We start from the raw sequence: 26,298 nt of genomic DNA, 5'->3' as shown, positions 1-26,298 counted from the left end.
CTTATCACCACACTAGGATCAAGGGACCCGCTATCAAGAGAATGTGATGTCTCGTTCGAGCGACGATACCCCGGATCCCCATGTCGAGATGGCTGTGGATCAGGAGATTGCTTCCCTGCTGGCCGCCATAGAGCAGGAAAAAATTCCAGACCGCCTGACCAAGCTGGCGATCGAATTGCAGAACGCGCTCGTCGAGAAACGTCGGCGCGACGTGAAGAACTGACTATCTGCGGCCGTCAACCTCGACATCGAGCTGACCATCCGACAGCTGGTTTCGTCTTTCCATCAATGTCTGCAGCGAACTCTCCCCCAGGAATTCAAGGATGTTGGCGCGCGCACGGTTCAGGCGGCTTTTGACGGTTCCGACCGCGCAACCGCATATGTCGGCGGTTTCCTCGTAGCTCACTCCCAAAACGCCGATCAGCATCAGGACCTCGCGTTGGTGTTCAGGCAGCCTTTGAATGGCGCCGTGAACTTCCTTGCTCTGAACGGTCCATTCCTGGGTGGCTTCCGAAATTGGCCTCGAAGAGGCGCAGTCGAGCAGGCCTGGCGACTCCCGGGCAGCGATCTTGACCCGGGTGTAATAAGTGTTGCGCATGATGGTGAAGAGCCACGACTTCATGCGCGTACCGGGTTCGAACTTGTCGATGTTGGCGAGACCCTTGGTCAGTGTCTCCTGCACGAGATCGTCAGCGTCGTCGGGGACGCGGCAGAAGGTGCGCGCAAATGCCCGCAGGGCAGGTATCAGGTCAACGATGGAAACTTCATTGGTTTCCTGGTCGGCCAAAAGGCAGCCTCCGGATGACAATGGTCCAGCTCCCAGAAGAAAGAGTGTGTGAACGCAGCCCCAGCTAAATGCATGGAAGTTTGGTTCGTTCCTCGTGCTGGAGACAACTCTTCATAAATTGTGCGCAGGTTGAGCTATCTGTCATCCGATCGGCGCGCACCATCGCCGCAGCAGCCACGGCTCCTCCGACAGCGGTGTCTCCAGCGTCCATTTTTTACGGGAACAAAGCTGCTCACCGGCAGTTTGATGGCTTGACCACTTTAACCTTCCGGTATCGATCGAGGATCTGTCATGGCCAAATCCGCTCGCCCCTCCGCTCGCCAATCGGCAAGTGGACTGGATCAGAATAGCGCGCGCGGAAATGGCGGCGAGTTGCACCAGATCGCGGGGGACGAAACGCCTGCGCTCACGACGGCGCTCGGAACGCCTGTCTCCGACGACCAAAACACATTGCGGATCGGTGAGCGCGGACCATCGCTGATCGAGGACTTTCACTTTCGCGAGAAGATTTTCCACTTCGACCACGAACGCATCCCGGAAAGGGTCGTTCATGCCCGCGGCTACGGCGCGCATGGTTATTTCGAGACCTACGAGTCACTTGCCAAATACACACGTGCCGACATTTTCCAGCGAGTTGGTGAAAAGACGCCGGCATTCGTTCGTTTCTCGACGGTTGCCGGCAACAAGGGCTCGTTCGATCTCGCCCGCGACGTGCGCGGCTTCGCGGTCAAGCTCTACACCAAGGAGGGCAATTGGGATCTGGTCGGCAACAACATCCCGGTCTTCTTCATCCAGGACGCCATCAAGTTTCCCGATCTGATCCACGCCGCCAAACAGGAGCCCGACCGCGCCTTTCCGCAGGCACAGACGGCGCACGACAATTTCTGGGACTTCATCAGCCTGATGCCGGAATCGATGCACATGGTGATGTGGATCATGTCGGATCGCGCGATCCCGCGTTCCTTCCGCTTCATGCAAGGCTTTGGTGTGCACACGTTCCGCCTCGTCAACGCGAAGGACGAATCCACCTTCGTCAAATTCATCTGGAAACCGAAGCTCGGCATGCAATCGGTGGTCTGGAACGAGGCGGTCAAGATCAATGGTGCCGATCCCGACTTCCATCGCCGCGATTTGTGGGAGGCCATACAGGCCGGCAATTTCCCGGAATGGGAGTTGACGGTGCAACTGTTCGATCAGGCATTTGCCGACAGTTTCGACTTTGATATCCTGGATGCAACGAAGATCATTCCCGAAGAGGTCCTCGAACCAATTCCGGTCGGTCGGCTGGTGCTCGACCGGATGCCGGACAATTTCTTCGCCGAGACCGAGCAGGTGGCGTTCATGACGCAGAATGTGCCGCCCGGAATCGATTTCTCCAACGATCCGCTACTGCAAGGCCGCAACTTCTCTTATCTCGATACCCAATTGAAACGGCTGGGCAGCCCGAACTTTACCCATCTGCCGATCAACGCGCCGAAGTGCCCGTTCGCCCATTTTCAACAGGATGGGCACATGGCCATGCGCAATCCGGCCGGTCGCGCCAATTATGAGCCGAACTCATGGGGACTGGGACCGCGCGAGGATCCGCAGCGTGGCTTCCGTTCTTTCGCCGATGCCGAAGAAGGGCAGAAAGTACGTCTGCGCGCGGAGAGCTTCGCCGATCACTACAGCCAGGCCCGGCAATTCTTCAACAGCCAGACACCACCGGAGCAGCGTCACATCGCGATGGCGCTGACATTTGAACTGAGCAAGGTCCAGGCGCCGGCGATCCGCGAGCGCATGGTTTCGCATTTGTTGAACATCGATGAAACGCTGGCGACCACGGTCGCCGATAAGCTCGGCATCCGTGACATGCCCGAACCTGCCGAAGCCGCCGTTCTGCCGCGCGATGACTTGCCGCCGTCGCCGGCGCTTAGCATCATCCAAAACGGGCCTGACAGTTTCGAAGGCCGCAAAGTCGGTGTCATGCTCAGCGATGGAGCCGATGTCGCGCTGTTCGAGGAACTTCGTTCCGCCATCGAAGCGGAAGGCGCGGTGATGGAGGTGGTTGCGCCCAAGGTGGGCGGCGTCGAAGCCGACGACGGCACCCACATCGAGGCAAGGCACATGATCGACGGGGGCCCGTCCGTATTGTTCGACGCTGTGGTGCTGCTCCTCTCCGAGGCGGGCGCCGAGCTACTGGTCAAGGAGGCCGCCGCGAAGGATTTCGTGTCTGATGCGTTTGCGCATTGCAAGTTCATCGGCTTCACCCCGGGGGCCGAGCCGCTCCTGATCAAAGCAGGCGTCGCTCCCGATGCCGACGAGGGGCTGACGCGGCTGGATTCAGCAGCTTCGGTAACTGCGTTTGTGCAGTCATGCCGGAAGCTGCGGCTCTGGGCGCGGGAGGCGGCTGTCAAGCTTTGATGCGATGGCGTCAGCTGTTTTCCGCTGGCATGTCCGCAGGCTTTGGTTTGCCGCCAAGCCTCAGCGGGCGCCGCGACCTACGAGCGACTTTCCTTACTGGACGCTTGTTGCCGCTGCTTTTCCAGGACCTCGTCGGTGCCGACCAGCTTTTTCGCTCCGCCTGAAATGGTCGTGGACACCACCGATGGCGGATCGCTCGCCGGAAAGGAATCCTCCAGCCCCGCCTGCAGTTGGTCCTCGAGCGTGCGTGGCTCTTCGGAACGGCCGGGCGTTCTGCGCGTGTCTATCTTCTCAAGCGGCTGTTTCCTTTTTGGCGAATCGTTGGCGTTCCGGACCAGGGCGTAAAGTTGCTCGATCGCGAATTCCTTGATCGTTTCGAAATCGGCGCGATCGTCCTCTGCCGCCTCGATCTGATCAACCATGGCTTTCTCGAAGCGGTCGAGGCTGTCGCCTCCGCAGGCATGGGAAAGGCGCAACAGGGCTTCGTTCAGCATCAACGGAGCAAAATGTGCTGAAGCTTCAAGCCTGAGTTGTCTTAGACGATCCGGAGTGGCGGCCTGCAACTTTGACATGGACAACCTCCTTTCTCCCACAAGCGTCTCAACGACAATTGACCGCCGATGTTCCACCGCGCCTGAACATCCTTCCCGCCCGGCGAGCTACAGGAACCAGCTTGCCACCAGTCCCGCCGACGCCGCAAAGATCGCCAGGGTCGTCACGCCGCCCAGGATGTTCGTGCTTATGCTGTTGACCTTGTCGCCCATGATCTTGCGATTGTTGGTCATGATCAGGATGAGAAGCAGCAGAGGTGGCGTTGAAAATCCTTGCACGACGCCCGACCAGACCAGGGCTTTCATAGGGTTGAAGCCGAAGAAATTGAGACCCACCGCCACCAGCGTTATGATCCCCATCACGATATAGAATTTGGGAGCCTGCCGAGGTTTGGCATGCAAGCTATTCTTCCATCCCATCGCCTGGGCGAAATCGAAAGCGGCGCCAGCGGTCATGATCGGCACGGCCAGAAAGCCGACGCCAATTACACCGGCCGCAAAGAGAATGCCGGCAGCGTCGCCGGCAAGCGGCCGCAGCGCTTCGGCCGCCTGTGCCGCTGTCTCGATCTGCGTCTGCCCGGCCTTGTAGAGCGTCGACCCTGTCGAAAGGATGATGAAGTACATGATCAGATTGGAAAACGTCATGCCGATCAGGATATCGCGGCGGGATCGGCGCAGCTCGCCCTCGGTGGCGCCTTTGCGCTCTTCGAGGCTCGTTCGACCCTTGGCGATCTCCTCCTCCACCTCCTGATTGGACTGCCATGTGTAAAGGTATGCGGAGAGCGTGGTCCCGATGATGGCGACGAGGATGGACAGGTATTCTCGGCTGAACTCGATTTTTGGCAACAGCGTGCCACGCAGGACAGAGGCGGCATCCGGTTTGGCAAGCACCGCGGAGACCACATAGGCAAGCAGAGCCAGAGCCAGCCACCGGAACACATTTCGGATCAATTTATACGATCCGAACACCTGCAGGGCAAAAATGACGATCGCGACGACAATGACGACCAAAGGAGCAGGCAGAGGAACGAACAGCACGATGGCCGCCGACATGGCGCCAAGATCGGCCGCTGCCTCGATCGTGTTGCCAATCAGCACGCCCACCAGCACGGACCATAGCAGCCAACGCGGATAGAAGTCCGATATGACCTTGAAAAGCCCGCGACCCGAAACCTGGCCAAGTTTGGATGAAAGGTAGACGACGAGATACATCATCGGCAGCGTGACAGGTGCCGTCCACAGCAGATCGGGTCCGAACCGCGCTCCGGCGCTCGCGTAGGTACCGATGGCCGAGCAGTCGTCATCGGCCGCACCGGTAATCAGACCAAGCCCGAGAGCCCGAACGACGCCGCCCTTTTTTTGCCCGCTTGCCCTTTGGCCGGCATTGTCAGACGGCTTGTTCATTGCAGGCGCGTCTTTACCGGGGCCACGCAAGAAATCATGACGAAAATTCCAATCGGATGCCGATGAAGCAGCCGTTTCAAGCTGCATCGAGATCGAGTTCGAACCTCTGGTCAGTCTTTTTGTTCCTGGACACGGTTCCGGCCCGCGACGGCGATTTCGGCGGAGCCGAACCTCCAAGCGAATGCTCGGTCCTCTAAAGAAGAGAATGCTTGTGTCGAAGCCTGTCCTTCAGGCGACGTGGCACAAAAGCTATTCCTTCAAAGTCAGCGGCTCGTACCGCCGCCGATGACCATCCGTAAGCCGAGGCCGATGATGAGACAGCCGGCGAGCCGCTGCTGCCAAAGCCTTGCGCGAGGGTGCCGCATGACCCATGCCCCGGCCGCGCCCGATGCCAAGGCATAGGCTCCCAGCACCAGCACACCGGTTATCTTCTGTGTTGCGCCAAGCAGCACCAGCTGCAACGTGACGGAGCCCCTGTGCGGATCGACAAACTGCGGCAGGAACGCAACCATGAACATCAAAGGCCAGGGATTGCTCAGATTGGCGATCATTCCTTCCCGGGCGGCGGCGAGCGGCCGCAGGGCCTTGAGGTCACCCGTGGGAATGGTTGCCGAGGATGAAAGCAGCAGCCGGACACCCAGCCAGACGATGTAGGCCGCCCCGGCCCATCGAAGCAGATTGAACGCCAGGGGCGAGGCGTGGACAAGCGAGGACAGGCCGAATGCAATCAGCGGAAGCTGCACAAGTCCGGCGCCCAGCGTCATGCCGAGCACCGTGAACAGCGCCACGTCGCGCCCCTGTCCAATGCCGCGGGCCATCACCAGCATGCTGTCGGGACCTGGCGGCACCTGCATGAGAATGACGGTTCCGACAAAAGCTATCCACAATGAGGGATCGATGGGGCATCTCCGTTAGCGCTGCCGATGACATCAAAGCGGCCAGCCGTCATCCGGGTTCCGCGGCAAATGAAAATGTCCCATCGCGAAGAACCAGGCATGAACCGTCAGATGGAACGCGGTGCCAGTCCTGGAAGTTGAAAAAAGCCGGAGCCGTTCCTGAGCCGGTTTTGGAGGCCTATCCGTGCATGAACCAATAAACGCCTTCCCGCTCCCGCTGGACACGTCTCCGATGGAGGCCAAGCTTGCCGATGAAATCCCCCGGGATGGAAACCGCTGGCAGTACGAGCCCAAATGGGACGGGTTTCGCTGCCTGGCTTTCAAGAGCGACGACACCGTTGACCTGCGCGGCAAATCCGGCAAGCCGCTCGGCCGCTATTTTCCAGAAATCACGGACATTTTGCGTGACCTCAAGCGCGGGCATTTCGTCCTCGACGGCGAGATTGTCATTGAGGTTGACGGTGAGCTTTCTTTCGAGGCGCTGCAGATGCGCCTTCACCCGGCACAAAGCAGAATCCGCAAACTGAGTTCGCAGACGCCTGCCAGTCTGATCCTCTTCGACATGCTTGCCAGGCCGGGCGGCGAGGTCATCACGGGCAAGCCACTTGTGGAACGGCGGCGAGCGATCGAGGACTTGGTGACCTCCTCGAACAGTCCAGATCTTCGCCTGTCGAAGTGCACTTATGATGCAGCCACGGCGGCTCGATGGCTACACGGCTCCGGCCATGCATCGACCGACGGCATCATGGCCAAGGTGCTTGATGAGCATTATCTGTGCGGCGAACGTGCGATGGTGAAGGTAAAGCCGAGGCGCACCGCCGATTGCGTTGTCGGCGGTTTCCGTTATCTCGCGGACAGTCGTGAGGTTGGCTCGCTGCTCCTCGGCCTCTACAATGACGACGGCAAGCTCGATCACGTCGGCTTCACGTCGACCATTGCCAGGACCGACAGAGGAGCGCTCACGCGCCGGCTGGAAGGGCTGCGGTCAGAGCCCGGATTCACCGGCAAGGCGCCCGGCGGCCCGAGCCGCTGGAGCACGGAGCGCAGCGGACAATGGGAACCCTTGCAGCCTGAACTGGTGGTGGAGGTCCGCTTCGACCACGTTACCGGCAATCGGTTCCGCCACGGCACCAAACTGCTGCGCTGGCGCCCCGACAAGGCGCCACGGCAATGCACGTTTGAGCAGATCGAATAGACCGCTCCTGGAAGATCGCTTCCACGATTTATTGTGACGAAGGAACCAACTCGGGATTCACCGGTTCGGACACCATCCACCGGAGCTACCCCGACATGCCAAATGCAGCAGAAATTCTCATCGATACGCTCGTCGCCTGGGACGTGGAGGTGGTGTTCGGCTTGCCGGGAGACGGCATAAACGGCGTCATGGAAGCGTTGCGGACGCGGCGCGACAAGATTGCCTTCGTTCAGGTCCGGCATGAAGAGTCGGCTGCCTTCATGGCATGTGCGTATGCCAAGTGGACAGGAAAGCTGGGCGTGTGCCTTGCGACGTCCGGTCCCGGCGGAACACATCTTCTGACCGGCCTCTATGACGCCAAGCTCGACCAGGCTCCGGTGCTGGCGATTACGGGCATGCAGTTCCACGATCTGATCGAGACGTTCACGCAACAGGATGTCGATCTGACGCGCGTGTTCCACGATGTCTCCGTTTACAATGCACATGTCGCCGACGCCGCGCATATGGAAAACGTCGCCAGCCTTGCCTGCCGAGCCGCGCTGGCGCGCAAGGGCGTCGCCCATCTTTCGATTGCCAGCGACATCCAGGAGCAGGAGAGCGATCCGTCGAAGCGCTCCAAGCGCAATCGCCCGGCGCACACGCCGCAGGATATGTTCGCCGGTCACAGCGTACCGCTGGAGGTTGAGCTCGACAAAGCCGCCGCCATTCTCAATGACGCTTCGCGGGTTGCGATCCTGGCCGGACGCGGCGCCATCGGCGCGGCCGCCGAACTCGAACACACGGCGCGCCTGTTGCAGGCGCCTGTCGCGAAGGCCTTGCTGGGCAAGGCGGTGCTGCCGGACGACCATCCTTACACCACCGGCGGGATCGGCATTCTTGGAACCCTGGCTTCGCAAGAGGCGATGGAGAGCTGTGACGCGGTGCTGATTGTCGGTTCGACCTTTCCCTATATCGAATACTACCCGCAGCCCGGGCAGGCCCGTGGCGTCCAGATCGACAGCGATGCGCAGCGGATCGGCTTGCGCTTTCCGGTCGAGGCCGGCCTTGTCGGCGACGCGGCCGAGACATTGCGCGCGCTCAACCAACGTCTGACGCAGAAGCCCTCCGATGAATTCCTGCACCGTTCCCAGGAGACCTTGAGAAAATGGCGCGAGATGATGCGGCAGTCGGAAGACATGCAGGCGCAACCCTTGAAGCCACAAGCGATTGCCCGGGCGTTCGGACAAAGATTGGCCGACGACACAGTGCTGGCCACGGATTCCGGTCAGAACACGGAGTTGGCCGCACGCCATGTCGATCTTCGCAGCGGCCAGGCATTCGGGGTGTCCGGATCGCTGGCGTCGATGGCTTGCGGTCTCGCCTACGCCATCGCTGCCGGCATCGCGTTCCCCGGTCGACCGATTGCCGCCATCGTCGGGGATGGCGGCTTTGCCATGCAGCTTGGCGAATTCTCGACGGCGGTGCGCTACAAGATCCCGCTGAAGGTTCTGGTGATCAAGAACAACATGCTCAATCAGATCGCCTGGGAGCAGATGATGTTTCTGGGCAATCCGCAATTCGGTTGCGAATTGCAGCCGATCGATTTTGCCATGGCGGCGGAAGCAATGGGCGCAAAGGGTTTTCGCATCGAGCGGGCCGATCAGATCGAGACGGTTCTCGACCAGGCTTTCGCCACGCAAGGCCCAGTCGTGATCGAAGCGCTGGTAGATGCCTATGAGCCGCTGATGCCGCCCAAAATGCCGGCAGACTACGCCAAGAACTTCCGCCAGGCCCTGCCGCGGACGCCGGGACACGAACGCATAGAAGAAAACATCGCCCGGGAGCCGGCGAAATCGATGATGGACGCCTAGAGGCACGGAGGTGAGAACAGCGCCTCAGTGGCTTCAATCTGGATCTTTCCAGATGAACCGGAGCTCCGGTGCTCTTCCGGCTGACGGATGCGGATCATGAGCTTCGACGCGCTCTTTTCGACCTCGATCTGCTATGGCAACGGCGCCCCGCAAGCCGGTTGGACACTGGCGCTTCCCATCACATTGCCGCTCCTGGCAGTCGTGTCGCTCTATACAGCGGGCGCCAGCCGACTGTGGCGACGGAGCGGACGCGGACGTCGCTTGCGATCACGGCAGGACTTCCAGTTTGCTGCCGGCTGGGCCGTCCTGGCGTTCGCCCTTGTAAGCCCGATCCATCCGTTGGGCGAACATGTGTTTGCGGCGCACATGATCGAGCATGAATTGCTGATGGCGGTCGCAGCGCCTCTGCTGGTTGCCTCCAGCCCGACAGCGGCGATGATGTGGGCACTGCCGGTACAGCTGCGCCAGATATTCGGAGCGGCCGGACATGCAAATACGCTTCGGGCGATCTGGTCGTTCATCAGCCGCCCTGTGGTCGCGACCGTCCTGCACGGAGCCGCGATATGGATTTGGCATGTCCCGGCGCTGTTCGAGGCTGCCCTCCAGCAGGGTTTCCTGCACTATGCCCAGCATGCGAGCTTCCTCGGTACCGGGCTTTTGTTCTGGTGGGTGCTGCTGCCTCGCCCTGGCCGCGAGCACGCTTGCGGCAATGCGGTGATGCATCTCTTCTTCACCTCGCTCCACACCGGGCTGCTCGGGGTTTTGCTCGTCGTCTCGCCAAAGCTGTGGTATCCGGCTAATGCCGTCGGCTCGGATCTGTGGGGGCTCAGCCCGCTCGAGGACCAGCAACTTGCAGGCTTGATCATGTGGATTCCCGCTGGCCTGATCTATGGCGGAGCCGCACTGCTCTCGGTCGCTTTCTGGATTCAAACGAGCAGCCGGCGGCATCAGGCTCCCCAGGAGTTGCGCATCGTCTAACCCGCACCGCTTCACGTCGGTTTTCACCGGGCGGTGTTGCCAAGCATCCTTTTTCAGCCAGCTGCGTTATGGCCTTGGCAACGATGGTGGATCCTTCATGGCGAGGTGCATGAGTCCGTTGGCCCGCTCTCGCAGGCGGACATGACCGCAAATGTCGCTTGCCTTTACATGTCCAACGCAAATCCTGACTGGCATTGTTCCGGGAAAGGCTGCGCAACCGCGTTTGAGGTGGGTCAGCGCAGCGTCGACGTTGCGGCGATCGGCAATCGGCCCTCCATGCACACGGTGCGAACGCCCGGAGAATCCTTGATCTGATCTGGTCTTTCAGCGCAGTCGCGGCGGCCACGTGGCTGCTTGTCATGCTGGTCTTGGCGGCAGCGCTTTTGCGTCGCCGCCTCTCCGAGACAACGCGCTCGCCGCTCGAGATCGATTCACATCAGGAGCGCCGATTTACCCGCGCTGTCGGCAGCGCCGTTGCGCTGACCGTTCTGGTGCTCGTCATGATGACGATAGCGAGTTTTTTCGCCGGCAAATCCATTGCTTCGCTGAGCGGAACGGAAACGCTTGCCGTGCGGATCACGGGGCACCAATGGTGGTGGGAGGTCCGGTATGCCGGTAATGATCCCTCGCAATCGATCGTCACGGCAAATGAAATCCATGTCCCGGTTGGCGAACCGGTCAAGGTCGAACTCGATTCGCTCGATGTTATTCATAGCTTCTGGGTGCCGAACCTTGCCGGTAAGCGCGATCTCATTCCGGGCCGGCCAAGCCAGCTTACCCTCATCGCCGATAAGCCCGGCATCTATCGTGGCCAGTGTGCCGAATTCTGCGGCTATCAGCACGCCCATATGGCCATCACCGTCATCGCGGAAAGCCGCGAAGCGTTCGACGCATGGCAATCCAGGCAAAACGCCGTCGCATCCGCGCCTGGCGGCGAGGAAGAACGCCGCGGCCAACAGGCATTTCTTTTCACCGGCTGTGCGCTCTGCCATACGATAAGAGGCACGCCTGCCAGCGGAACGGTCGGTCCTGATCTTACGCATCTCGCCAGCCGACGTGCACTGGCCGCAGATACGCTGGCCATGACCCCTGGCGCGCTCGCCGCCTGGATTGCCGATCCACAGTCGGTAAAGCCCGGCGCCAAGATGCCGCGCATTGCCCTTAGCGCCGACGATCTCAACGCGGTCGTCGCCTATCTCGGAAGCCTCGAATGAGCGGCTTTGGGAGAAAGCCGGCCGAGCATACCCAGGAGGGCCTGAAAGGCATCCGTGACACCGGCCTCGAAGAGGTGAGACTGCGCGCCTTTCTGGGGCATGCCTGGCGAACGCCGAAAGGCTTCTACGGCTGGCTGGTCACGGTCGATCACAAGCTGATCGGACGGCGCTATATCGTGACGGCTTTCCTGTTTCTCATCCTTGCGGGTCTATCAGCGCTCGCCATGCGTTTCCAGCTTGCCCAGCCTGAGGCCGGCCACATCGGCCCCGATCTCTACAACCAGCTGTTCACCATGCATGGCACGACGATGATGTTTCTGTTCGCCGTGCCGGTGATGGAAGCTTTCGCCATTTCCCTGGTGCCGCTGATGATCGGCACTCGCAATGTCGCCTTTCCGCGGCTCAATGCATTCAGCTACTGGGTCTATCTTTCCGGCGGGCTGATGATCTGGATCGCCTTCGCCTTCGAAACCGGTGCGGATGCCGGCTGGTTTTCCTACGTACCGCTCGCCGGACCCGAATATGGCATCGGCAAGCGCCCCGATTTTTGGGCGCAGATGGTGACCTACACTGAAGTGTCCGCGCTCGCGGTAGCGGTCGAGATCATCGCGACAGTGTTCAAACAACGTGCTCCCGGCATGTCGCTTGACCGCATCCCGCTCTATGTCTGGTCCGTCCTCGTCACGGCTTTCGTCATCCTGTTCGCCATGCCGGCCGTGATGGTCTCGAGCACAATGCTGATCCTGGACCGCCTGGTCGGCACGAAATTCTTCGATCCCGCTGCAGGCGGCGATGCACTGCTGTGGCAGAATCTGTTCTGGTTCTTCGGCCATCCCGAGGTCTACATCATCTTCATTCCGGCGACCGGCTTCGTCTCCGCGATCCTGCCGACCTTCGTTCGCCGCCCGATCTTTGGCTATCTCGGGATCGTCCTGTCGTTGATCGCGATCGGTTTTCTTTCCTTCGGCCTGTGGGTGCACCACATGTTCGCTACCGGCCTGCCGCAGCTCGGCGAAAGCTTCTTTACCGCTTCCTCGATGATGATCGCCATTCCGAGCGGCATTCAGATCTTCTGCTGGATTGCGACGATCTGGGGCGGCCGGCCGATCTTCGCCACGCCCATGCTTTTCGTGCTCGGCTTCATCTTCACCTTTGTGATCGGCGGCCTGACCGGGGTCATGGTCGCCTCGGTGCCGCTCGACCTGCAGGTACACGACACCTATTTCGTGGTTGCCCATTTCCACTATGTGCTGGTCGGGGGCGCCGTCTTCCCCCTGCTCGGCGCCGTTTACTACTGGTTTCCCAAGATCACCGGACGCATGCTGTCCGAGAGGCTCGGCCGCTGGAATTTCTGGCTCGTCTTCCTCGGGTTCAATCTCACCTTCTTCCCCATGCATATTTTCGGTCTGCAAGGCATGCCGCGCCGCGTTTATACGTATCCGCCGGCGAGCGGCTGGGGCGAGATGAACCTCTTCATCAGCCTCTCTTCACTGGTGGTGTTCGCCGGCTTTGCGCTTTTCTTCCTGAACCTCCTGCTCAGCCTTCGCAACGGCCGCATTGCCGGAGACAATCCCTGGGGCGCGAGCACGCTCGAATGGGCGACGACGTCGCCGCCGCCCTCCTACGATTTTTCGCGGCTGCCCGTGGTAACTCACCTCGAACCGCTTTGGGCCGAGCCCGATACGCTTCCCGTGGTCGAGGGTCTGCGTGTCGACGCACGCGAGGTGCTCGCCGGCACGGTCGCCGATGCGGTGCCGCAACTAAGGGTGCCATCGGCTGACAACTCCATCTGGCCGCTTCTGTCGGCCATTGCGGTGGGCGGTGCATTTCTCCGTTCGATATACACGCCATGGGCGGTGGTCTGGGGAGCGATCCCGGTTTCGATCGGCTTCATCTGTTGGTTCTGGCCGAAAGGCGAGCCGGAGGACGAGGAATGAGGCACCGTCCCGTCGCCGACGTCAGCCACCTGCCCACATATGATTTCGGGTCGGCGAGCCCGATGTGGTGGGGAACCCTTGCCTTCATTGCTCTCGAGGCAACAGGTTTTGCCTTGGCGATAGGCACCTACTTCTATTTGGCCGTGCTGGCCCGGCATTGGCCCATCGGAGCCCCGGCGCCAGATTTGCTGCCGGGCACGGCAGTGTTGATCATTCTGGTTGCGAGCGTCGTGCCCAACCACCTGATCGAGTTTTGGGCGCGTCGCCAGGACCTCGCGAAAGTTCGCCTTGGCATGGTCGTCATGTCGGTCGTCGGGATTCTTCCGCTGATCGTTCGCATCTGGGAATTTCCGGCTCTGCGGATTTCCTGGGATCAGAACGCTTACGGATCGATCGTGTGGTTCCTGCTTGGACTGCATACCACGCATCTTCTTACCGATGTCGGCGACACGATCGTCCTGGCAGTTCTCATGTTCACGCAAAAAGGCAAGGCGGGCCGCCGCTTCAGCGACGTCTCGGACAATGCGTTCTACTGGGACTTCGTCGTCGTCTCATGGGTCGTGCTCTATCTTGTTATCTATTGGGCTCCGAGGATGTGAGATGCAGGCGATCCGTACCGGCGTTTCCTGGGCAGGCCTGGTCAGCGGGCCAGTTGCATGGGCAATAGCCCTGCAGCTCGATTACTCCATTGCATCCTGGCAGTGCCATGCCGGCTTTCGTCCCACTGCCTTGTTCTCATTGATAGGCGCCGCTGTCGCCCTGGCAGGCACGCTCCTGTCGTGGCACGCCGTTCATGACCGCGGGCATGGTACGATCCCGCCCCGGAAGGCGCGCACGCGCGCGTTCCTTGCCAGGACTTCGGTGGGATCGGGGCGCTGTTCACGCTCATCTTGCTGGCGCAAGTGGTGGCAGGGCTGATCTTCAGCGGGTGCGAACTGTGACGACGCCAAAGACGCGGAGATTGGCCATCCGCCGCCGGTGCGCGCTTTGGCCTGCCACGGGCATTCCATTCCCAGCCGTCATTTCTCGGGCGGTCGTCGTTGGCGCTTTGCACCGAGCTGCGGGCGAGCGAAATCCAGAGGTGTGAATATCTCACGCGAGCGGCCGACTGCATCGGCTGTCACACGTCCAATCCGAGCCGCCCCTTCGCTGGAGGCTATCGCGTGCCGACACCCTTCGGCGATGTATACTCGACCAACATCACACCAGATCTCGAAACGGGCATCGGACGCTAGTCCGCGGACGAGTTCGTGCGAGCCGTCCAGAAAGGTATCAGGCGCGACGGAGCCGATCTCTACCCCGCCATGCCCTATGACAGCTTCGCCGCAATGAGCCGCGAGGACGTGCTTGCGATCCGGGCCTATCTCCTTGCGCAGCCGCCGATTTCCCAGCCGCGGCCGCGAAACATTCTGCCTTTTCCATTCAACCAGCGCTGGACGGTTGCGCTGTGGAAGCTCACGAACCTCCAAAGCGGCAGTTTCACGCCTGATCGGAGCCGGACCGCCGCATGGAACAGGGGAGCCTACCTTGTCGAGGTGCTCGGCCACTGCGGTGCCTGCCACACGCCAAGGAATGCGACGTTCGGCATGGATGAAGACCACAAGCTTGCCGGCGGCACCGCCGGCATCTGGCAACATCACCAGCGACAAGATCGCAGGCGTCGGCGGCTGGGGCAACGAAGAGTTGTCTCGATTCCTCAAAACCGGCGTCGTGCCCGGGAAGGCCTACGCAGGCGGGCCGATGGCGGAAACGGTCATGAACAGCCTGCAGCATCTTTCCGACGACGACATCCAGGCTATTGTCGCCTATCTCAGGGACGTGCCCGCCCAACCGGGAGACGAGAAGCAGCCGCGTTTCACATGGGGTAACGCGGCCGCGGCCGCGGCCGACGGCGATGCTGGAACCGAAGGGATGACGCAAGGCAGCGGAACCGCAACCGGCGATGATCTCTATCGATCGCTCTTTTCGACGTGCCATGGGGCGAACGGAGGCGGATCATCAGACGGATCCTATCGGTCCTTGACCAGTAACAGCACCCCCGGCGCGGCCACGCCCGAGGATGTCGTCATGACCATCCTTGAAGGCGTAAAAGCTGGTGACGTGGCCGGGCGTCAATCGATGGCGGCCTTCGGCGGCTGGCTGGATGATGGCCAGGTGGCAGCTCTTGCAAATTACGTCACCGCGCGGTTCGGAAATCCCGACCTCAGCGTCACCGCGGCCGATGTACGCCAGATGCGGGCAGGAACGACAACCAGCCAGACAATCATCATTCTGGCGGTTCAATCACTTGTAGCGGGCGCCGCCGTGTTGATGCTGGCCTGCTGCTTTTGCTGGCAAGACGCCTGCGCCGTAGGGCGACTTAAGCGAGCCTCATGTTCGCGCATAGAGATAGGCGGTAATGTCGCGCGCCTCTTGAGGCGACAGATTTGTATTGGGCATGGCCGTCTTCGGGTCAACGTCCCGCGCCCTGCTGATCCAGCGCATCATCGCATCCGGGGTGGCTCGCGACGGCCCGGTATATCCTCTTTCGACGACGCCTTGCAGGGACGGACCGACGGTGCCACGGGCGCCGGGCACTCCCGGGATTTCGTGACATCCGCCACAGCCGTTGCGGATCATTGCCGGGACGGCCCGGTCAGGGTCGCCCCCGATGGCCTGTGCAATGGTGGTTTCCCGGAGATTGTCGCCGCGGACCAAGTTGATGGCGCAAACCACCGGAACAATGACGACCGCCGCGGATACGCCTGCCACCCAAGGCAGCGCGGATGGCATCAGCCTGACGGGTTGTCGGCTCATCCGCGCCTGCTGCCGCCGCAAGACGCGGCCCGGTGACCGCTGCAAGCGCCCTCAAAAGCCCGATCATCCCCGGATCTTGCTGTAGACAGCTCAACCATCGCGACGAAAATCATACCAGTGGGCCGAACACGAATGTAGCCAGCAGAACAAGGAAAATCACAGCGATAACTGCGATCGCCCACATGACGATCCTTCTTGTCCCCCGTTGCTCTTGCTTGCGAGAGATATCTTCTGACACAGTACGAAATCCTTGCTGCAAAATTCAACTGTTGGGCCGCGTCTTGGAATTGGCCGCGGCCCGGGCCTCACGCGCTTACCAGCCCTGCTGACCGTACCAGTCATCGATATCGCGCCGCACACGGTCCTTTTCGAGGCCATAACGCTCCTGGATCCTGCCTTCGAGTTGATCGCGCTTGCCGGCGATGCGGTCAAGGTCGTCATCCGTGAGTTTACCCCACTGCTCCTTGACCTTGCCTTTCACCTGTTTCCAGTTTCCTTCCACGCGGTTCCAGTCCATGACACCGTTCTCCTTCGGTTTGAAAACGTCTAACCTCGGAGAGCAAACGCAAATCAACGACGGATGTTCCTGGAACTCGACGCTCGTCTTGCTCTCACAGGCCACGACCCATTCCTTTACGCTCAGCCTGCGCCATCAATTGAGGTCGTCCTACTCGAAGGCGACGCCATGACCTTCGACCCAAGACGCCTCCAAACCTTCCGCAACAGTTCCGCCACCAAGCAGGCGCAAGCGCTTTTCATCCTGTCGCCGCCGTCCGTCTACAGGCACAGTTATCTTAAGCCAGCGTAGTCCGATGATGTCGCTTTCGGGAAACGGCGAAGCTGGTCTTAATGACCGACTTGAGGCGCAAAGCCGCCGTTCGGCTTGAGATAAATTCGGTCAGCGAAATGGCTGGATCAGCTTCCTGAATCGATTTGAGCGGACCGCTTCGTAACCTGTTGACAAATAATGATTATGTTAGTCTCTGAGGGTCAGTGCTTCCTGCACAAATCAATATGTTAGGGGCTGGACTGGAGCGGCGGCCTCATTTTGTAAAAATCCGGGCGTTGGCAGCTTAGCCAGCTAAGCAGCGACGCCACCTAAATAGGCGCTGATAACCGCTTCATTGCTCGCGAGATCGCTGCCTGGTCCCTCAAGAACAACGCGTCCAGCCTTGAGAACGTAGCCGTAGTCGGCGAATTTCAAGGCGACTTTGCTATTCTGCTCCACAAGCAGGATGGTCACGCCTTCACGATTGAGGCGCTGCACGATGTTCATGACTTCCTTGATCAGTTGCGGCGCCAGACCCATGGAAGGCTCGTCGAGCAACAGCACCTTGGGCGCGGCCATGAGGGCTCTGCCGATCGCCAGCATCTGCTGCTCGCCTCCCGAGAGGTTCCTTGCATCGCCATTCTGTCTGCGCGCAAGGATGGGGAAGAGCTCAAAAACATGATCCAGCCGCCTGCGGCGCTCGGCGTCGTCGGCAAGCGTAAACGAGCCCAGGTCAAGGTTCTCCTTGATCGTCATGTCGCCGAAAATACGCCTTCCCTCCGGGACGTGGACGAGCCCGCGATGCGGCAGGCGATGGGCAGGGACCTTGGTTATGTCCTCGCCCAGGAAGCGGACACATCCGGAGGATGCGGCAACGAGGCCGGACAGCGTGCGCAGCGTGGTGCTCTTGCCCGCACCATTCGCGCCAAGCAGGGCGACGATCTGGCCGCGTTTGACCGAAAGGCTGACACCATGAAGGGCTTCGATGCCGTCATAGCGCGCGACGATGCGGTCCGCGGAAAGAACGATTTCGGCGTCCATCATTCCTCCGTGCCGAGATAGGCTTCGATGACCCTGGGGTCTGTTCGCACGGCCTCCGGCGGTCCGTCGGCGATCTTCTGCCCATAGTCGAACACCACGATCTTCTCCGACACCTGCATGACCAGGCCCATATCGTGCTCGATCAGCAGGACGGTGACACCGGTTTCGTCACGGATGCGGCGGATCAGGTGCACAAGGTCCAGCTTCTCGCGCTCGTTCAGGCCGGCGGCGGGCTCGTCCAGCAGGATGAGCTCGGGCGTCGACGCCAGGGCTCTTGCGAGTTCGAGCCGCCGTTGTTCGCCATAGGAAAGACCACCGGCACGGCGATGCGCATGCTGCTCGATGCCGACAAAATCGAGCCAGCGCATGCCAGCCGCGCGGATCGCCTCCTCCTCGCGCCGCTGTGCCGGCAAGTGCAGGATCGCCGACATGATGCCGTGGCGGCTGCGGCAATGCTGGCCGGACATGGCGTTTTCCAGAACGGTCATTTCCTTGAACAGCCGGATGTTCTGGAACGTACGGGCGAGGCCGAGCGCGGTGATGCGATGCGGCGGCAAGCCGGTGATTGGCCGGCCGCCCAGACTGATCGAGCCGCCCTTCGGCTTGTAGAAGCCGGTCAGGCAATTGAAGAGTGATGTCTTGCCGGCCCCGTTCGGCCCGATAAGACTGTTGATGGCGCCTTTCTCAACTGAGAACGAAATGTCGTGAAGGACTTTCAGTCCTCCGAAACTGAGGCGCAGATCGCGGACTTCCAGCAGCGCCATGGTCAAACTCGCTTGTCCGGCCACAGCCCGTTCGGCCTGAAGAGCATGATTGCCAGCAGCGCAACCGCAGTCACCAGCGGACGATAGGTCCCCGCGCCGCGCAGCACCTCCGGAAGCAGGGCCACGAGAACAGCACCAAGGACGACGCCGGGAATGCGGCCCATGCCGCCCAGGACGACGCCGAGAAGGATGAGCAGCGATTGGTTGAAGGTGAAACTCTCCGGCGAGATGGCCGTCATCTTGGCTGCGTAGAGGCATCCGGCCACGGAAGCGATCACAGCGCCCATCATATAGGCTTGCAGCTTGGCCGTGACACGGTTGATGCCGATGCCAGCGGCGGCGTCCTCATCGTAGCGAACGTAGAACCAGGCTCGTCCCATTCGCGATCGCTCGACGCTCAGACAGACGAAGGCGGTGAGCAGCGCAAGCACCAGGAACGCATAGTAGAAGTGCTGCACCTGCATCAACCTGAAGCCGAATATCTCCGGGCGCTCGATGCCGATGAGTCCGCTCGCGCCACCGGTGATGTCGAGGTTGCGGGCGATGATGCGCACGATTTCGCCGAAGCCCAGCGTCACGATCGCCAGATAGTCGCTGCGCAATCTCAATGTCGGAGCCCCGATGATGATGCCAGCCACGCAGGCTGCCGCCATGGCGACCGGGATGGTGAGCCAGAAATTGAACCCGAATTCGGCGGTCAGGATGCCTGACGTGTACGCGCCGACCGCGAAGAAGGCGGCGTAGCCGAGGTCGAGCAGGCCTGCATAGCCGACGACAATGTTGAGGCCGAGGCACAGAACGACATAGAGCAGCGCCGTGGTTGCCACCTCCGTCACATAGCCGTTGGCGAATTGCGGCAACACCAGCGCGACGGCGAGTGCCGTCAGGCCGGGCAGCACGACGGACCAGCGCATCAATTGCGGTTGCACGGCGGTCGGCATGGTTCTGACTTCGTCGATCATCACACCCGCTCCACGACAGAGCGTCCAAGAAGGCCGGTCGGCTTGAACACAAGGAACAGGATCAGGGTCCCGAAAACGAAGACGTCACGCCACTCCGATCCGACGAAGGGCAAGGACGAACCGAAAGCCTCGAGCAGGCCGAGCAGCAAGCCCCCGAGCATGGCGCCCGGCACGCTGCCGATCCCGCCTATGACAGCGGCGGTGAAGGCCTTGAGCCCCATGATGAAGCCCATGAAAAAATGGACACTGCCATAATAGGCGCCGGCCATGACCCCACCGCCGGCAGCGAGCGCCGAGCCCATGAAAAACGTCAAGGCGATCACCCGGTCGACATCGATGCCCATCAGGCGGCTCGCCCCCATGTCGATGGACACGGCGCGCATCGCCTTGCCGTACATGGTGCGGGAGACAAAGGCCTGCATGCCTGCCATAAGAGCAATGGAGGCGGCCACCAGAACCATCTGCGTGTAGGTGATATGAACGGTGGAAATGTCGACACCGGCAAAACCGAGGTCGGTGTTGAAGGCGTAATGCCGCCCGCCGGTCAGGGCGAGTGCCGTGCCGTTCAACACCATCGAGGCACCAAGCGCCGTGATGAGGATGGAGAGGCGCGGCGCATTGCGCATCGGCCGATAGGCGAAGCGTTCAATGATGACGCCGAGCAAGCCGACAGCCAGCATCGACACAAGCAGGGCGCAGACCACGCCCAGCCAGCCATTGCCGACCCATATGCCGACAAAGGAGAACACGATGAGGCCGACGAAGGCGCCGTTCATGTAGATGTCGCCATGGGCGAAATTCAGGAGCTTGATGACGCCGAAGACCATGCTGTAGCCAAGCGCGATCAGGGCATAGAACGAGCCGACGATAAGACCGTTCACCAGTTGCTGAATAAGCAGGTCGAGCGTCATTGATGCTCCAGGGCAGAATTGAAAAAGTCTTGTCTGGGCGCAGCGTCGGCGCACCAGACAATCGGCGGTGACGCCGAGGCCGCCACAAGGCCTGCCTCGGCATCAATCCGGTTGGCCTTTATTCGACAGCCACCCACTTGCCGCCCTTTGCAATCACCGGGCGGAAGTTCGAGGTCTGGAGCGTGTTCTTGTCGGTGAACTTGATTTCACCGGCGAGGCCCTTGAAATCGCTCGCCTTGAGCGCCTCGATGATCGCTTTCTGATCCGCCGACTTGGCCCGCGTGATCGCATCGACGATCAGGTCGCCCACATCGTGGGAGAGCGCCGCATAGGCGCCGGCGTCGCGGCCATAGGTTTCCTTGTACTTGGCCTTGAAGTCGGCGGCGCCGGACAAGAGGTCGACAGTCGGCGGAGACAACAGGTACACGCCCTCACCGGCCGACCCGGCGATCTCCAGATATTCCGGTGAATTGTTGCCGTCGCCCAGCACGATGCCGCCCTGGAACCCGGCCTGCCGGAGCTGCTTGGTGAGCAGAGCGCCACCGGCATGGTAGGCGGTCCAGAAGACAGCATCGGCGCCGCTCGACTTGATCTTGGTGACGACCGCCGAATAGTCCTGCTCGCCGGCCGTGGTGGTCTCCTTGGCGGCAATTTCGCCGCCAGCGCTCTTGAAAGCTTCGGCGGTCAACTTGGCCAGGTCGGACGAATAGGCATCGCCTTCGTCCACGAACGCGAACTTCTTGTAGCCATTCTTCTTGAAGAGTTCGACGGCTGTCGTCGCCTGCATGTCGCCGGTCGAATTGGCGAGGAAGGCATTGCCCTGATTGGCGGCGACCAGCTTGGTCGAGTTCGCTCCGATGATGACGAACGGAATGCCGGCGTCACCATAGATCTTTAATGTCGGCAAGACGGCGCCCGAGCAGTAGCCGCCGACGATGGCGGTCACGCCTTCCGAGACAAGCTTGCTGCCTGCGGTCACCGCCTGTTGCGGATCGCAGGCGTCGTCGGCGGTGGTGATAGTGATCTTGTCGCCGTTTACGCCGCCCTTGGCGTTGACGGCATCGATCGCCATCTTCACGGCGTTCTCCATATCCTGCCCTTCACTGGCCAGTTGGCCAGTCATGGGGGCCACGATGCCGATCTTGATGTCGGCAGCCGCGGCCATCGTGGTCAGAGCCAGCCCGGCAAGGGCGGTGGCGCAAGCTAGCCTCTTGAAGGAAACAACCATCAATTCTCTCCATTTTCCCCTGTTGGTGCATCCAGGCGGCGTGCCCGAAATGCATTGTTTCGCCCCTCGGTTAGCTGCGGAGCGGTTATGTTGAGCAGGATCGCCAGCCGGCCACACGATTGTCACCGGCAAGGACTGACCCGGCAGATCAGTGACTGCCGCTTGAAGCCCGGGCATAGGCTCCCTGATAACGGTTCTCCTGGATGCTCTGCATGATCTCGGCCTCGCGGGCTTCCTGCGCCCGGACGGCCGCCAGCAAGGCCGCGGCACCGTCGATTGGAAATGCCACGACGCCATCCTCGTCGCCGACGACGATGTCGCCAGGACCGACGACCATGCCGCCTATGCAGACGGGAACATTTATGGCTCCCGGACCATCCTTGTAAGGTCCGAGATGGATGGCCGACCGCGCGAAACATGGGAACGGATTGCGGCCGATGGCACCGGCATCGCGAATGGCGCCGTCGATGACAATGCCTGCGGCGCCGCGCGAAGCCGCGACACTTGTCATGATTTCGCCGACCAGCGCGCGCCCCTCATAGCCACCGCCGTCCACGACAATGACGTCGCCGGGCTGCAGCAGATCGAGCGCACGATGGATGAACTGGTTGTCGCCGGGGCGGGTCCTGACCGTCAGCGCCCTCCCCGCCATGACGCCGCTCACCCGATGAAACGGCCGTAACCCGACAGCCCCGGGGACACGAGCGAGATTGTCGCTGATCAACGCCGTCGCAAGGGCGCGGAACGCGTCGATCAGTTCGCTTTCCTGAGATCCATCCGCCATCGCCTACACTCCTCGCCGTCGTCACTTTATGAATATAATATCCAATCACAATTAATTCAGTGGAGTCAACCGGCTTAAGATGGTTGGCAGAAAAAAGCCAAAAGTGGCTTAGGAACGGCAAACAGCTGCAGAACCGACCCAACAGATCCACTTATCCGGGGCTTGCAATGGCGTCGAAGTTCAAGATAGATTGGATAACATATCCATAAATGCGTATTGTGAAAAAGGGATTGGGTTGTGAAGCACGCAGGAAAAGTCGTGATCGTCACCGGGGCGGCACGAGGCCTGGGCCTTGCCTGCGCCGAGCGCTTTCATGCCGATGGCGCCAAGGTGGTGCTTGTCGACATACAGGCCGATCGCGGGCGCGAGCATGCCGAACGTCTTGGTGAGCGTGCCGCATGGCTATCGGCGGATCTCTCCGAATGCACGCAGGAAATGGCAGCTGATATTGTTGCCAAGGCCACGGAGCGATTCGGCGGCGTCGACGTCCTCATCAACAATGCCGGCATCATCCATCTGGACGATTTCGTCGACTTCCCCGAGGAGGCGTTCGACCTGGTTCAGCGGATCAATCTCAAGGCGCCCTTCCTGCTCGGGCAGGCCGCGGCAAGAGCCATGATCGCACAGGGACGCGGCGGCTCGATCATCAACATGTCCTCGATCAACGCCATTCTGGCCATCCCCAATTCCGTCGCCTATGCCGTGTCCAAGGGCGGCATCAAGCAATTGACCGCGGTGATGGCCGTCGGACTGATCCCGCACAATATCCGCGTCAATGCCATCGGCCCCGGCACCATCCTGACCGACATGGTCAAGAGCTCGGTCATGGCCAGCGAAGCGCAGCGCCAGACCATCCTGTCGCGCACGCCGAGCGGCCGCTGTGGCGAGCCATCGGAGATTGCCAGCGTCGCTTCCTTCCTGGCCAGCGACGACGCTTCCTACATTGTCGGCCAGACCATCTATCCGGACGGCGGCCGTCTGATCCTGAATTATACGGTGCCGGTGAAGGACTGACCGCCCATGGTTGTCGGTACGCCCCACATCAGTCTTGCGGGATCGGGCGCGCTGCTGCTCGATGGAATGCAGGGGGCTTTCAACGATGCCACCCAGGAACTGGTCTGGGCGGTAGCGAATGCCGCGCTGAGCCTCGAAGGGGTGCGCGAGGCCGTTCCCGGCATGAACAACCTGCTGGTGGTGTTTGACCCGCTCGCCACAGACGCCCACAGCGTCGGAGATCAACTGATGTCGCTCTGGTCCGCCACCGATGCCCACCCGGTGACCGGCACGCATCATACGATTCCCGTTCACTACGGCGGCGCGCGCGGCGAGGATCTCACCGGCTGGGCCGCGCATTGCGGCCTGTCTGTCGACGAGACCGTCAGGCGCCACGCGGCGGCCCGCTACACCGTCGCCGCCATCGGCGCCATGCCGGGTTTTCCCTATCTATCCGGTCTCGACCCGCTGCTTGCCTGGGCAAGGCGCAGCACGCCTCGCCTCAAAGTCGCTGAGGGCGCCGTCATCATTGGTGGCGCGCAGGCGGGAATCATGCCGATGACCGCGCCGTCCGGCTGGCACATCATCGGCCATACCGACGTGAAGCTGTTCAAGGCCGAAGCGGAATTGCCCGTGCTGCTCAGGCCCGGAGACAAGATTCGCTTCGCAATTGCAGGGATCGAGGCATGATCGAGATCCTCACCACCGGCCTGCCGAACACGGTCCAGGATCTCGGCCGGCCCGGTCATCTGGCGCTGGGGGTCAGCCATGGCGGCGCCATGGACAAGCAGGCACTGGCGATCGCCAATCTCATGCTGGGCAATGATCCTTCGGCCGCCGGGATCGAGGTCACGCTTCATCCGTTCCGGCTGCGCGCGCATATCGACACCGCCGTCGCCATCACCGGCGCTGATTGCGCCGTCAGCATCGGCGACCGGCCCTGCCCGCCCTGGTGGGCCATGACGATCCGCGCAGGCGAGACCCTTGTCCTCGAGGCACCGCGCGCCGGTGCTCGTTCCTACATCGCCTTTGCCGGCGGGATCGATCTGCCGCCCGTCATGGGGTCGCGCGCGACGGATGTGAAAGGCGGTTTCGGCGGGTTCGCTGGACGCGGCCTGTCGCGCGGTGACCGGCTTGCGCTCAAACCTGCGCAATGCCGCCTTCCCGCGGGCGGCATCGGCGCAGCGCTGGAGGAGCGACGAGGCGCGGCGGACGCCTTGGCCTCGGCAATCGAATTGCGGGTTCTGCCGGCCGCCGAGTTCGACGCCTTCACGCCGGAGGCCCAGGCGGCCTTCGCCGGCAGCGAATGGCGCATCACCAACGACGCCAACCGCATGGGATATCGCATTGCTGGAGAGACGCTTTCGCTCCTCTCACCGCTCGAATTGCTCTCGCACGGCATCGTACCAGGCACAGTCCAGGTGCCGCCGTCCGGCCAACCGATCATCCAACTTGCCGATGCCAACACTTGCGGCGGCTATCCGAAGATCGCTACGGTGATCGAAGCTGACCTCTGGCGGCTGGCGCAAGCGCCGGTCGGCGCGCGCCTGCGTTTCTCAGCGGTCTCGATAGAAGCGTCGACGGAAGCGCTTCGCGCGAACCGGCAGCAAAGTCACGACTTTATCGCCGCCCGAAACCTTATGGCCGGCGAGCAGAGGACTCCATGAAAATTCGCCCCTTCACCATCGAGATTGCCCAGTCTGAAATCGACGATTTGAAGAAGCGCATCTCGACCTGGCGCGAGCCGGACCAGTTGCAGGCGATAGGCTGGGCGCAGGGAACGGAGCACGAGGAACTGCGCCGACTAATGCAGCACTGGCGCACCGGCTTCGACTGGCGCAAGCAGGAAGCCGCCTGGAACATCCATCCGCACTACCAGACGGATATCGGCGGCGAAACCATCCATTTCATCCATGCGCGTGCCGCTGTGGCGACCAACAGAACGGTCATACTCACCCATGGCTGGCCAGGCAGCGTCTTCGAATTTCACAGGCTGATCCCGCTTCTGACCGATCCGCTTTCGCATGGCGGAAGACAGGAGGACGCCTTCAACGTCGTGGCCCCCTCGATTCCCGGCTATGGCTTTTCAAGCCGACCGACCAGGCCTGGTCTCAACCTGTTCACCGTCGCCGACCTTTGGGCCGAGTTGATGAGCCGTCTCGGCTACAAACGATATCTCGCGCAAGGTGGCGATCTGGGCGCCGGCGTGTCGACCTGCCTGGCGCACGCGTATCCAGACAGTCTCGCCGGCGTGCATCTGAACTTCATCCCCGGCTCATACTCACCTCCTCACGATCCAGGCCCGGATGGCGACCTGAGCTTGGAAGAACGCGCCTTCCTGGAACGGAAAGCCGGATGGGCGGATCTTCATGGCGCCTATGCTCATATTCAAGCGACGCGCCCGCAAACGCTTGCCTACGGGCTGACGGATTCGCCGGTCGGACTGGCGGCGTGGATGATCGAAAAATTCCGCGACTGGAGCGATTGCGATGGCGATCTGGCCAACGCCGCTTTTTCGCGCGACGACATGCTCGCCAACATCTCGCTCTACTGGTTCACCCGGACCGTCGCTTCGTCGATGCGGCTCTATTGGGAAACGCGCGCCCGTCCGCTTGCATTCGCGCCCGGCACGGCGATCAACGTCCCGCTTGCAGTGGCTTTGTTTCCCAAGGAATTGCCGATGCCGCCAAGGAGTTGGGTCGAGCGCGTCTTCAAGGACATCCGCCAGTGGACAGCGATGCCGCGCGGTGGTCATTTCGCAGCCCTCGAGCAGCCCGCTTTGCTTGCACAGGATCTAAGAGCCTTTGCCGGTGGTCTGGATTTTTAAAGGCAGCG

The 26,298-nt window shown here is 61.4% G+C and carries 24 protein-coding genes and 1 pseudogene; 14 read left to right on the top strand and 11 right to left on the bottom strand.

Annotated features, from left to right (window positions below):
* Window positions 1-46: 46 nt before the first annotated feature.
* Window positions 47-223 carry a hypothetical protein gene (locus tag EOB59_RS08580; protein ID WP_127270589.1) on the top strand — a complete coding sequence of 59 codons (177 nt, stop codon included), beginning with the start codon at window positions 47-49 and terminating at the stop codon, window positions 221-223.
* On the opposite strand, the gene EOB59_RS08575 is transcribed toward EOB59_RS08580, so the two are convergent.
* A complete protein-coding gene (locus tag EOB59_RS08575; protein ID WP_127326434.1) occupies window positions 224-787 on the bottom strand; it encodes a sigma-70 family RNA polymerase sigma factor in 564 nt (187 codons plus the stop codon).
* Between the two features lie 291 nt (window positions 788-1,078).
* Between EOB59_RS08575 and EOB59_RS08570 the strand changes: the two genes are divergently transcribed.
* Window positions 1,079-3,190 (top strand): catalase, encoded by a 2,112-nt coding sequence (locus EOB59_RS08570; RefSeq protein WP_128288160.1) that lies wholly within the window; start codon window positions 1,079-1,081, stop codon window positions 3,188-3,190.
* A gap of 77 nt (window positions 3,191-3,267) precedes the next feature.
* Here EOB59_RS08570 and EOB59_RS08565 read toward each other — a convergent pair whose 3' ends face one another.
* The 3 genes from EOB59_RS08565 to EOB59_RS08555 all read right to left on the bottom strand — a co-directional run bounded on the left by EOB59_RS08565 (window position 3,268) and on the right by EOB59_RS08555 (window position 5,999).
* The gene (locus EOB59_RS08565; RefSeq protein WP_128288159.1) at window positions 3,268-3,762 is read right to left on the bottom strand and encodes a hypothetical protein; all 495 of its coding nucleotides are present in this window, start codon (window positions 3,760-3,762) and stop codon (window positions 3,268-3,270) included.
* 87 nt (window positions 3,763-3,849) lie between these two features.
* Window positions 3,850-5,145, bottom strand: a complete 1,296-nt coding sequence (locus EOB59_RS08560; protein ID WP_128288158.1) for an Nramp family divalent metal transporter — start codon at window positions 5,143-5,145, stop codon at window positions 3,850-3,852.
* A gap of 263 nt (window positions 5,146-5,408) precedes the next feature.
* Complete coding sequence (locus EOB59_RS08555; RefSeq protein ID WP_128288157.1) at window positions 5,409-5,999, bottom strand: LysE family translocator; 591 nt, start codon at window positions 5,997-5,999, stop codon at window positions 5,409-5,411.
* Window positions 6,000-6,225: 226 nt separating this feature from the next.
* On the opposite strand from EOB59_RS08555, the gene EOB59_RS08550 reads away from it, so the two are divergent.
* From EOB59_RS08550 to EOB59_RS35240, 8 genes and pseudogenes are all read left to right on the top strand, one after another.
* On the top strand, window positions 6,226-7,236 hold the full coding sequence (locus EOB59_RS08550) for an ATP-dependent DNA ligase (RefSeq protein WP_128288156.1): 1,011 nt from the start codon (window positions 6,226-6,228) through the stop codon (window positions 7,234-7,236).
* A gap of 95 nt (window positions 7,237-7,331) precedes the next feature.
* Window positions 7,332-9,086 (top strand): thiamine pyrophosphate-dependent enzyme, encoded by a 1,755-nt coding sequence (locus tag EOB59_RS08545; protein WP_128288155.1) that lies wholly within the window; start codon window positions 7,332-7,334, stop codon window positions 9,084-9,086.
* A gap of 96 nt (window positions 9,087-9,182) precedes the next feature.
* Window positions 9,183-10,064 carry a cytochrome c oxidase assembly protein gene (locus EOB59_RS08540; RefSeq protein ID WP_128288154.1) on the top strand — a complete coding sequence of 294 codons (882 nt, stop codon included), beginning with the start codon at window positions 9,183-9,185 and terminating at the stop codon, window positions 10,062-10,064.
* Between the two features lie 299 nt (window positions 10,065-10,363).
* Window positions 10,364-10,951 (top strand): annotated as a pseudogene (gene coxB, locus EOB59_RS37175) (cytochrome c oxidase subunit II); the annotation flags it as partial.
* Window positions 10,928-11,278: a c-type cytochrome gene (locus EOB59_RS37170; RefSeq protein WP_281040165.1), complete on the top strand. Its 351-nt coding sequence runs from the start codon at window positions 10,928-10,930 to the stop codon at window positions 11,276-11,278. The pseudogene coxB and the gene EOB59_RS37170, both read left to right, overlap by 24 nt.
* Complete coding sequence (gene ctaD, locus EOB59_RS08530; RefSeq protein ID WP_128288153.1) at window positions 11,275-13,215, top strand: cytochrome c oxidase subunit I; 1,941 nt, start codon at window positions 11,275-11,277, stop codon at window positions 13,213-13,215. Before EOB59_RS37170 ends, ctaD begins: the two co-directional genes overlap by 4 nt.
* A complete protein-coding gene (locus EOB59_RS08525; protein WP_128288175.1) occupies window positions 13,212-13,814 on the top strand; it encodes a cytochrome c oxidase subunit 3 in 603 nt (200 codons plus the stop codon). The genes ctaD and EOB59_RS08525 overlap by 4 nt, the downstream gene beginning before the upstream one ends.
* A 991-nt stretch (window positions 13,815-14,805) precedes the next feature.
* Window positions 14,806-16,047 (top strand): c-type cytochrome, encoded by a 1,242-nt coding sequence (locus tag EOB59_RS35240; protein WP_164895609.1) that lies wholly within the window; start codon window positions 14,806-14,808, stop codon window positions 16,045-16,047.
* Window positions 16,048-16,324: 277 nt separating this feature from the next.
* Here the strand turns inward: EOB59_RS35240 and EOB59_RS08505 are convergent, their stop codons facing one another.
* The 7 genes from EOB59_RS08505 to EOB59_RS08475 form a co-directional block, all read right to left on the bottom strand.
* Complete coding sequence (locus EOB59_RS08505; RefSeq protein ID WP_128288151.1) at window positions 16,325-16,528, bottom strand: CsbD family protein; 204 nt, start codon at window positions 16,526-16,528, stop codon at window positions 16,325-16,327.
* A gap of 564 nt (window positions 16,529-17,092) precedes the next feature.
* The gene (locus tag EOB59_RS08500; protein ID WP_127266690.1) at window positions 17,093-17,821 is read right to left on the bottom strand and encodes an ABC transporter ATP-binding protein; all 729 of its coding nucleotides are present in this window, start codon (window positions 17,819-17,821) and stop codon (window positions 17,093-17,095) included.
* The gene (locus EOB59_RS08495) at window positions 17,821-18,585 is read right to left on the bottom strand and encodes an ABC transporter ATP-binding protein (RefSeq protein WP_127398881.1); all 765 of its coding nucleotides are present in this window, start codon (window positions 18,583-18,585) and stop codon (window positions 17,821-17,823) included. The genes EOB59_RS08500 and EOB59_RS08495 overlap by 1 nt, the downstream gene beginning before the upstream one ends.
* Window positions 18,586-18,587: 2 nt before the next feature.
* A complete protein-coding gene (locus tag EOB59_RS08490) occupies window positions 18,588-19,547 on the bottom strand; it encodes a branched-chain amino acid ABC transporter permease (protein ID WP_245466214.1) in 960 nt (319 codons plus the stop codon).
* The gene (locus tag EOB59_RS08485; RefSeq protein WP_023809510.1) at window positions 19,547-20,458 is read right to left on the bottom strand and encodes a branched-chain amino acid ABC transporter permease; all 912 of its coding nucleotides are present in this window, start codon (window positions 20,456-20,458) and stop codon (window positions 19,547-19,549) included. The genes EOB59_RS08490 and EOB59_RS08485 overlap by 1 nt, the downstream gene beginning before the upstream one ends.
* 118 nt (window positions 20,459-20,576) lie before the next feature.
* On the bottom strand, window positions 20,577-21,686 hold the full coding sequence (locus EOB59_RS08480) for a branched-chain amino acid ABC transporter substrate-binding protein (protein ID WP_127326424.1): 1,110 nt from the start codon (window positions 21,684-21,686) through the stop codon (window positions 20,577-20,579).
* A 148-nt stretch (window positions 21,687-21,834) separates the two neighbouring features.
* A complete protein-coding gene (locus EOB59_RS08475; RefSeq protein WP_127396967.1) occupies window positions 21,835-22,470 on the bottom strand; it encodes an RraA family protein in 636 nt (211 codons plus the stop codon).
* 237 nt (window positions 22,471-22,707) lie between these two features.
* Between EOB59_RS08475 and EOB59_RS08470 the strand changes: the two genes are divergently transcribed.
* From EOB59_RS08470 to EOB59_RS08455, 4 genes are read left to right on the top strand one after another with little or no spacing between them, the layout of a single operon-like run.
* The gene (locus EOB59_RS08470) at window positions 22,708-23,484 is read left to right on the top strand and encodes an SDR family oxidoreductase (RefSeq protein WP_164873809.1); all 777 of its coding nucleotides are present in this window, start codon (window positions 22,708-22,710) and stop codon (window positions 23,482-23,484) included.
* A gap of 6 nt (window positions 23,485-23,490) precedes the next feature.
* Window positions 23,491-24,153: a 5-oxoprolinase subunit PxpB gene (gene pxpB / locus EOB59_RS08465; protein WP_127322232.1), complete on the top strand. Its 663-nt coding sequence runs from the start codon at window positions 23,491-23,493 to the stop codon at window positions 24,151-24,153.
* Window positions 24,150-25,130: a biotin-dependent carboxyltransferase family protein gene (locus tag EOB59_RS08460; protein WP_128288150.1), complete on the top strand. Its 981-nt coding sequence runs from the start codon at window positions 24,150-24,152 to the stop codon at window positions 25,128-25,130. The genes pxpB and EOB59_RS08460 overlap by 4 nt, the downstream gene beginning before the upstream one ends.
* Entirely contained in the window at window positions 25,127-26,290 is a 1,164-nt protein-coding gene (locus EOB59_RS08455) for an epoxide hydrolase family protein (RefSeq protein WP_128288149.1), read from the top strand. The genes EOB59_RS08460 and EOB59_RS08455 overlap by 4 nt, the downstream gene beginning before the upstream one ends.
* Window positions 26,291-26,298: the final 8 nt, after the last annotated feature.

The organism is Mesorhizobium sp. M7A.F.Ca.MR.176.00.0.0 (assembly GCF_004023165.1).
Taxonomy (GTDB): domain Bacteria; phylum Pseudomonadota; class Alphaproteobacteria; order Rhizobiales; family Rhizobiaceae; genus Mesorhizobium.
This window is presented reverse-complemented; position numbering and strand designations above follow the sequence as displayed.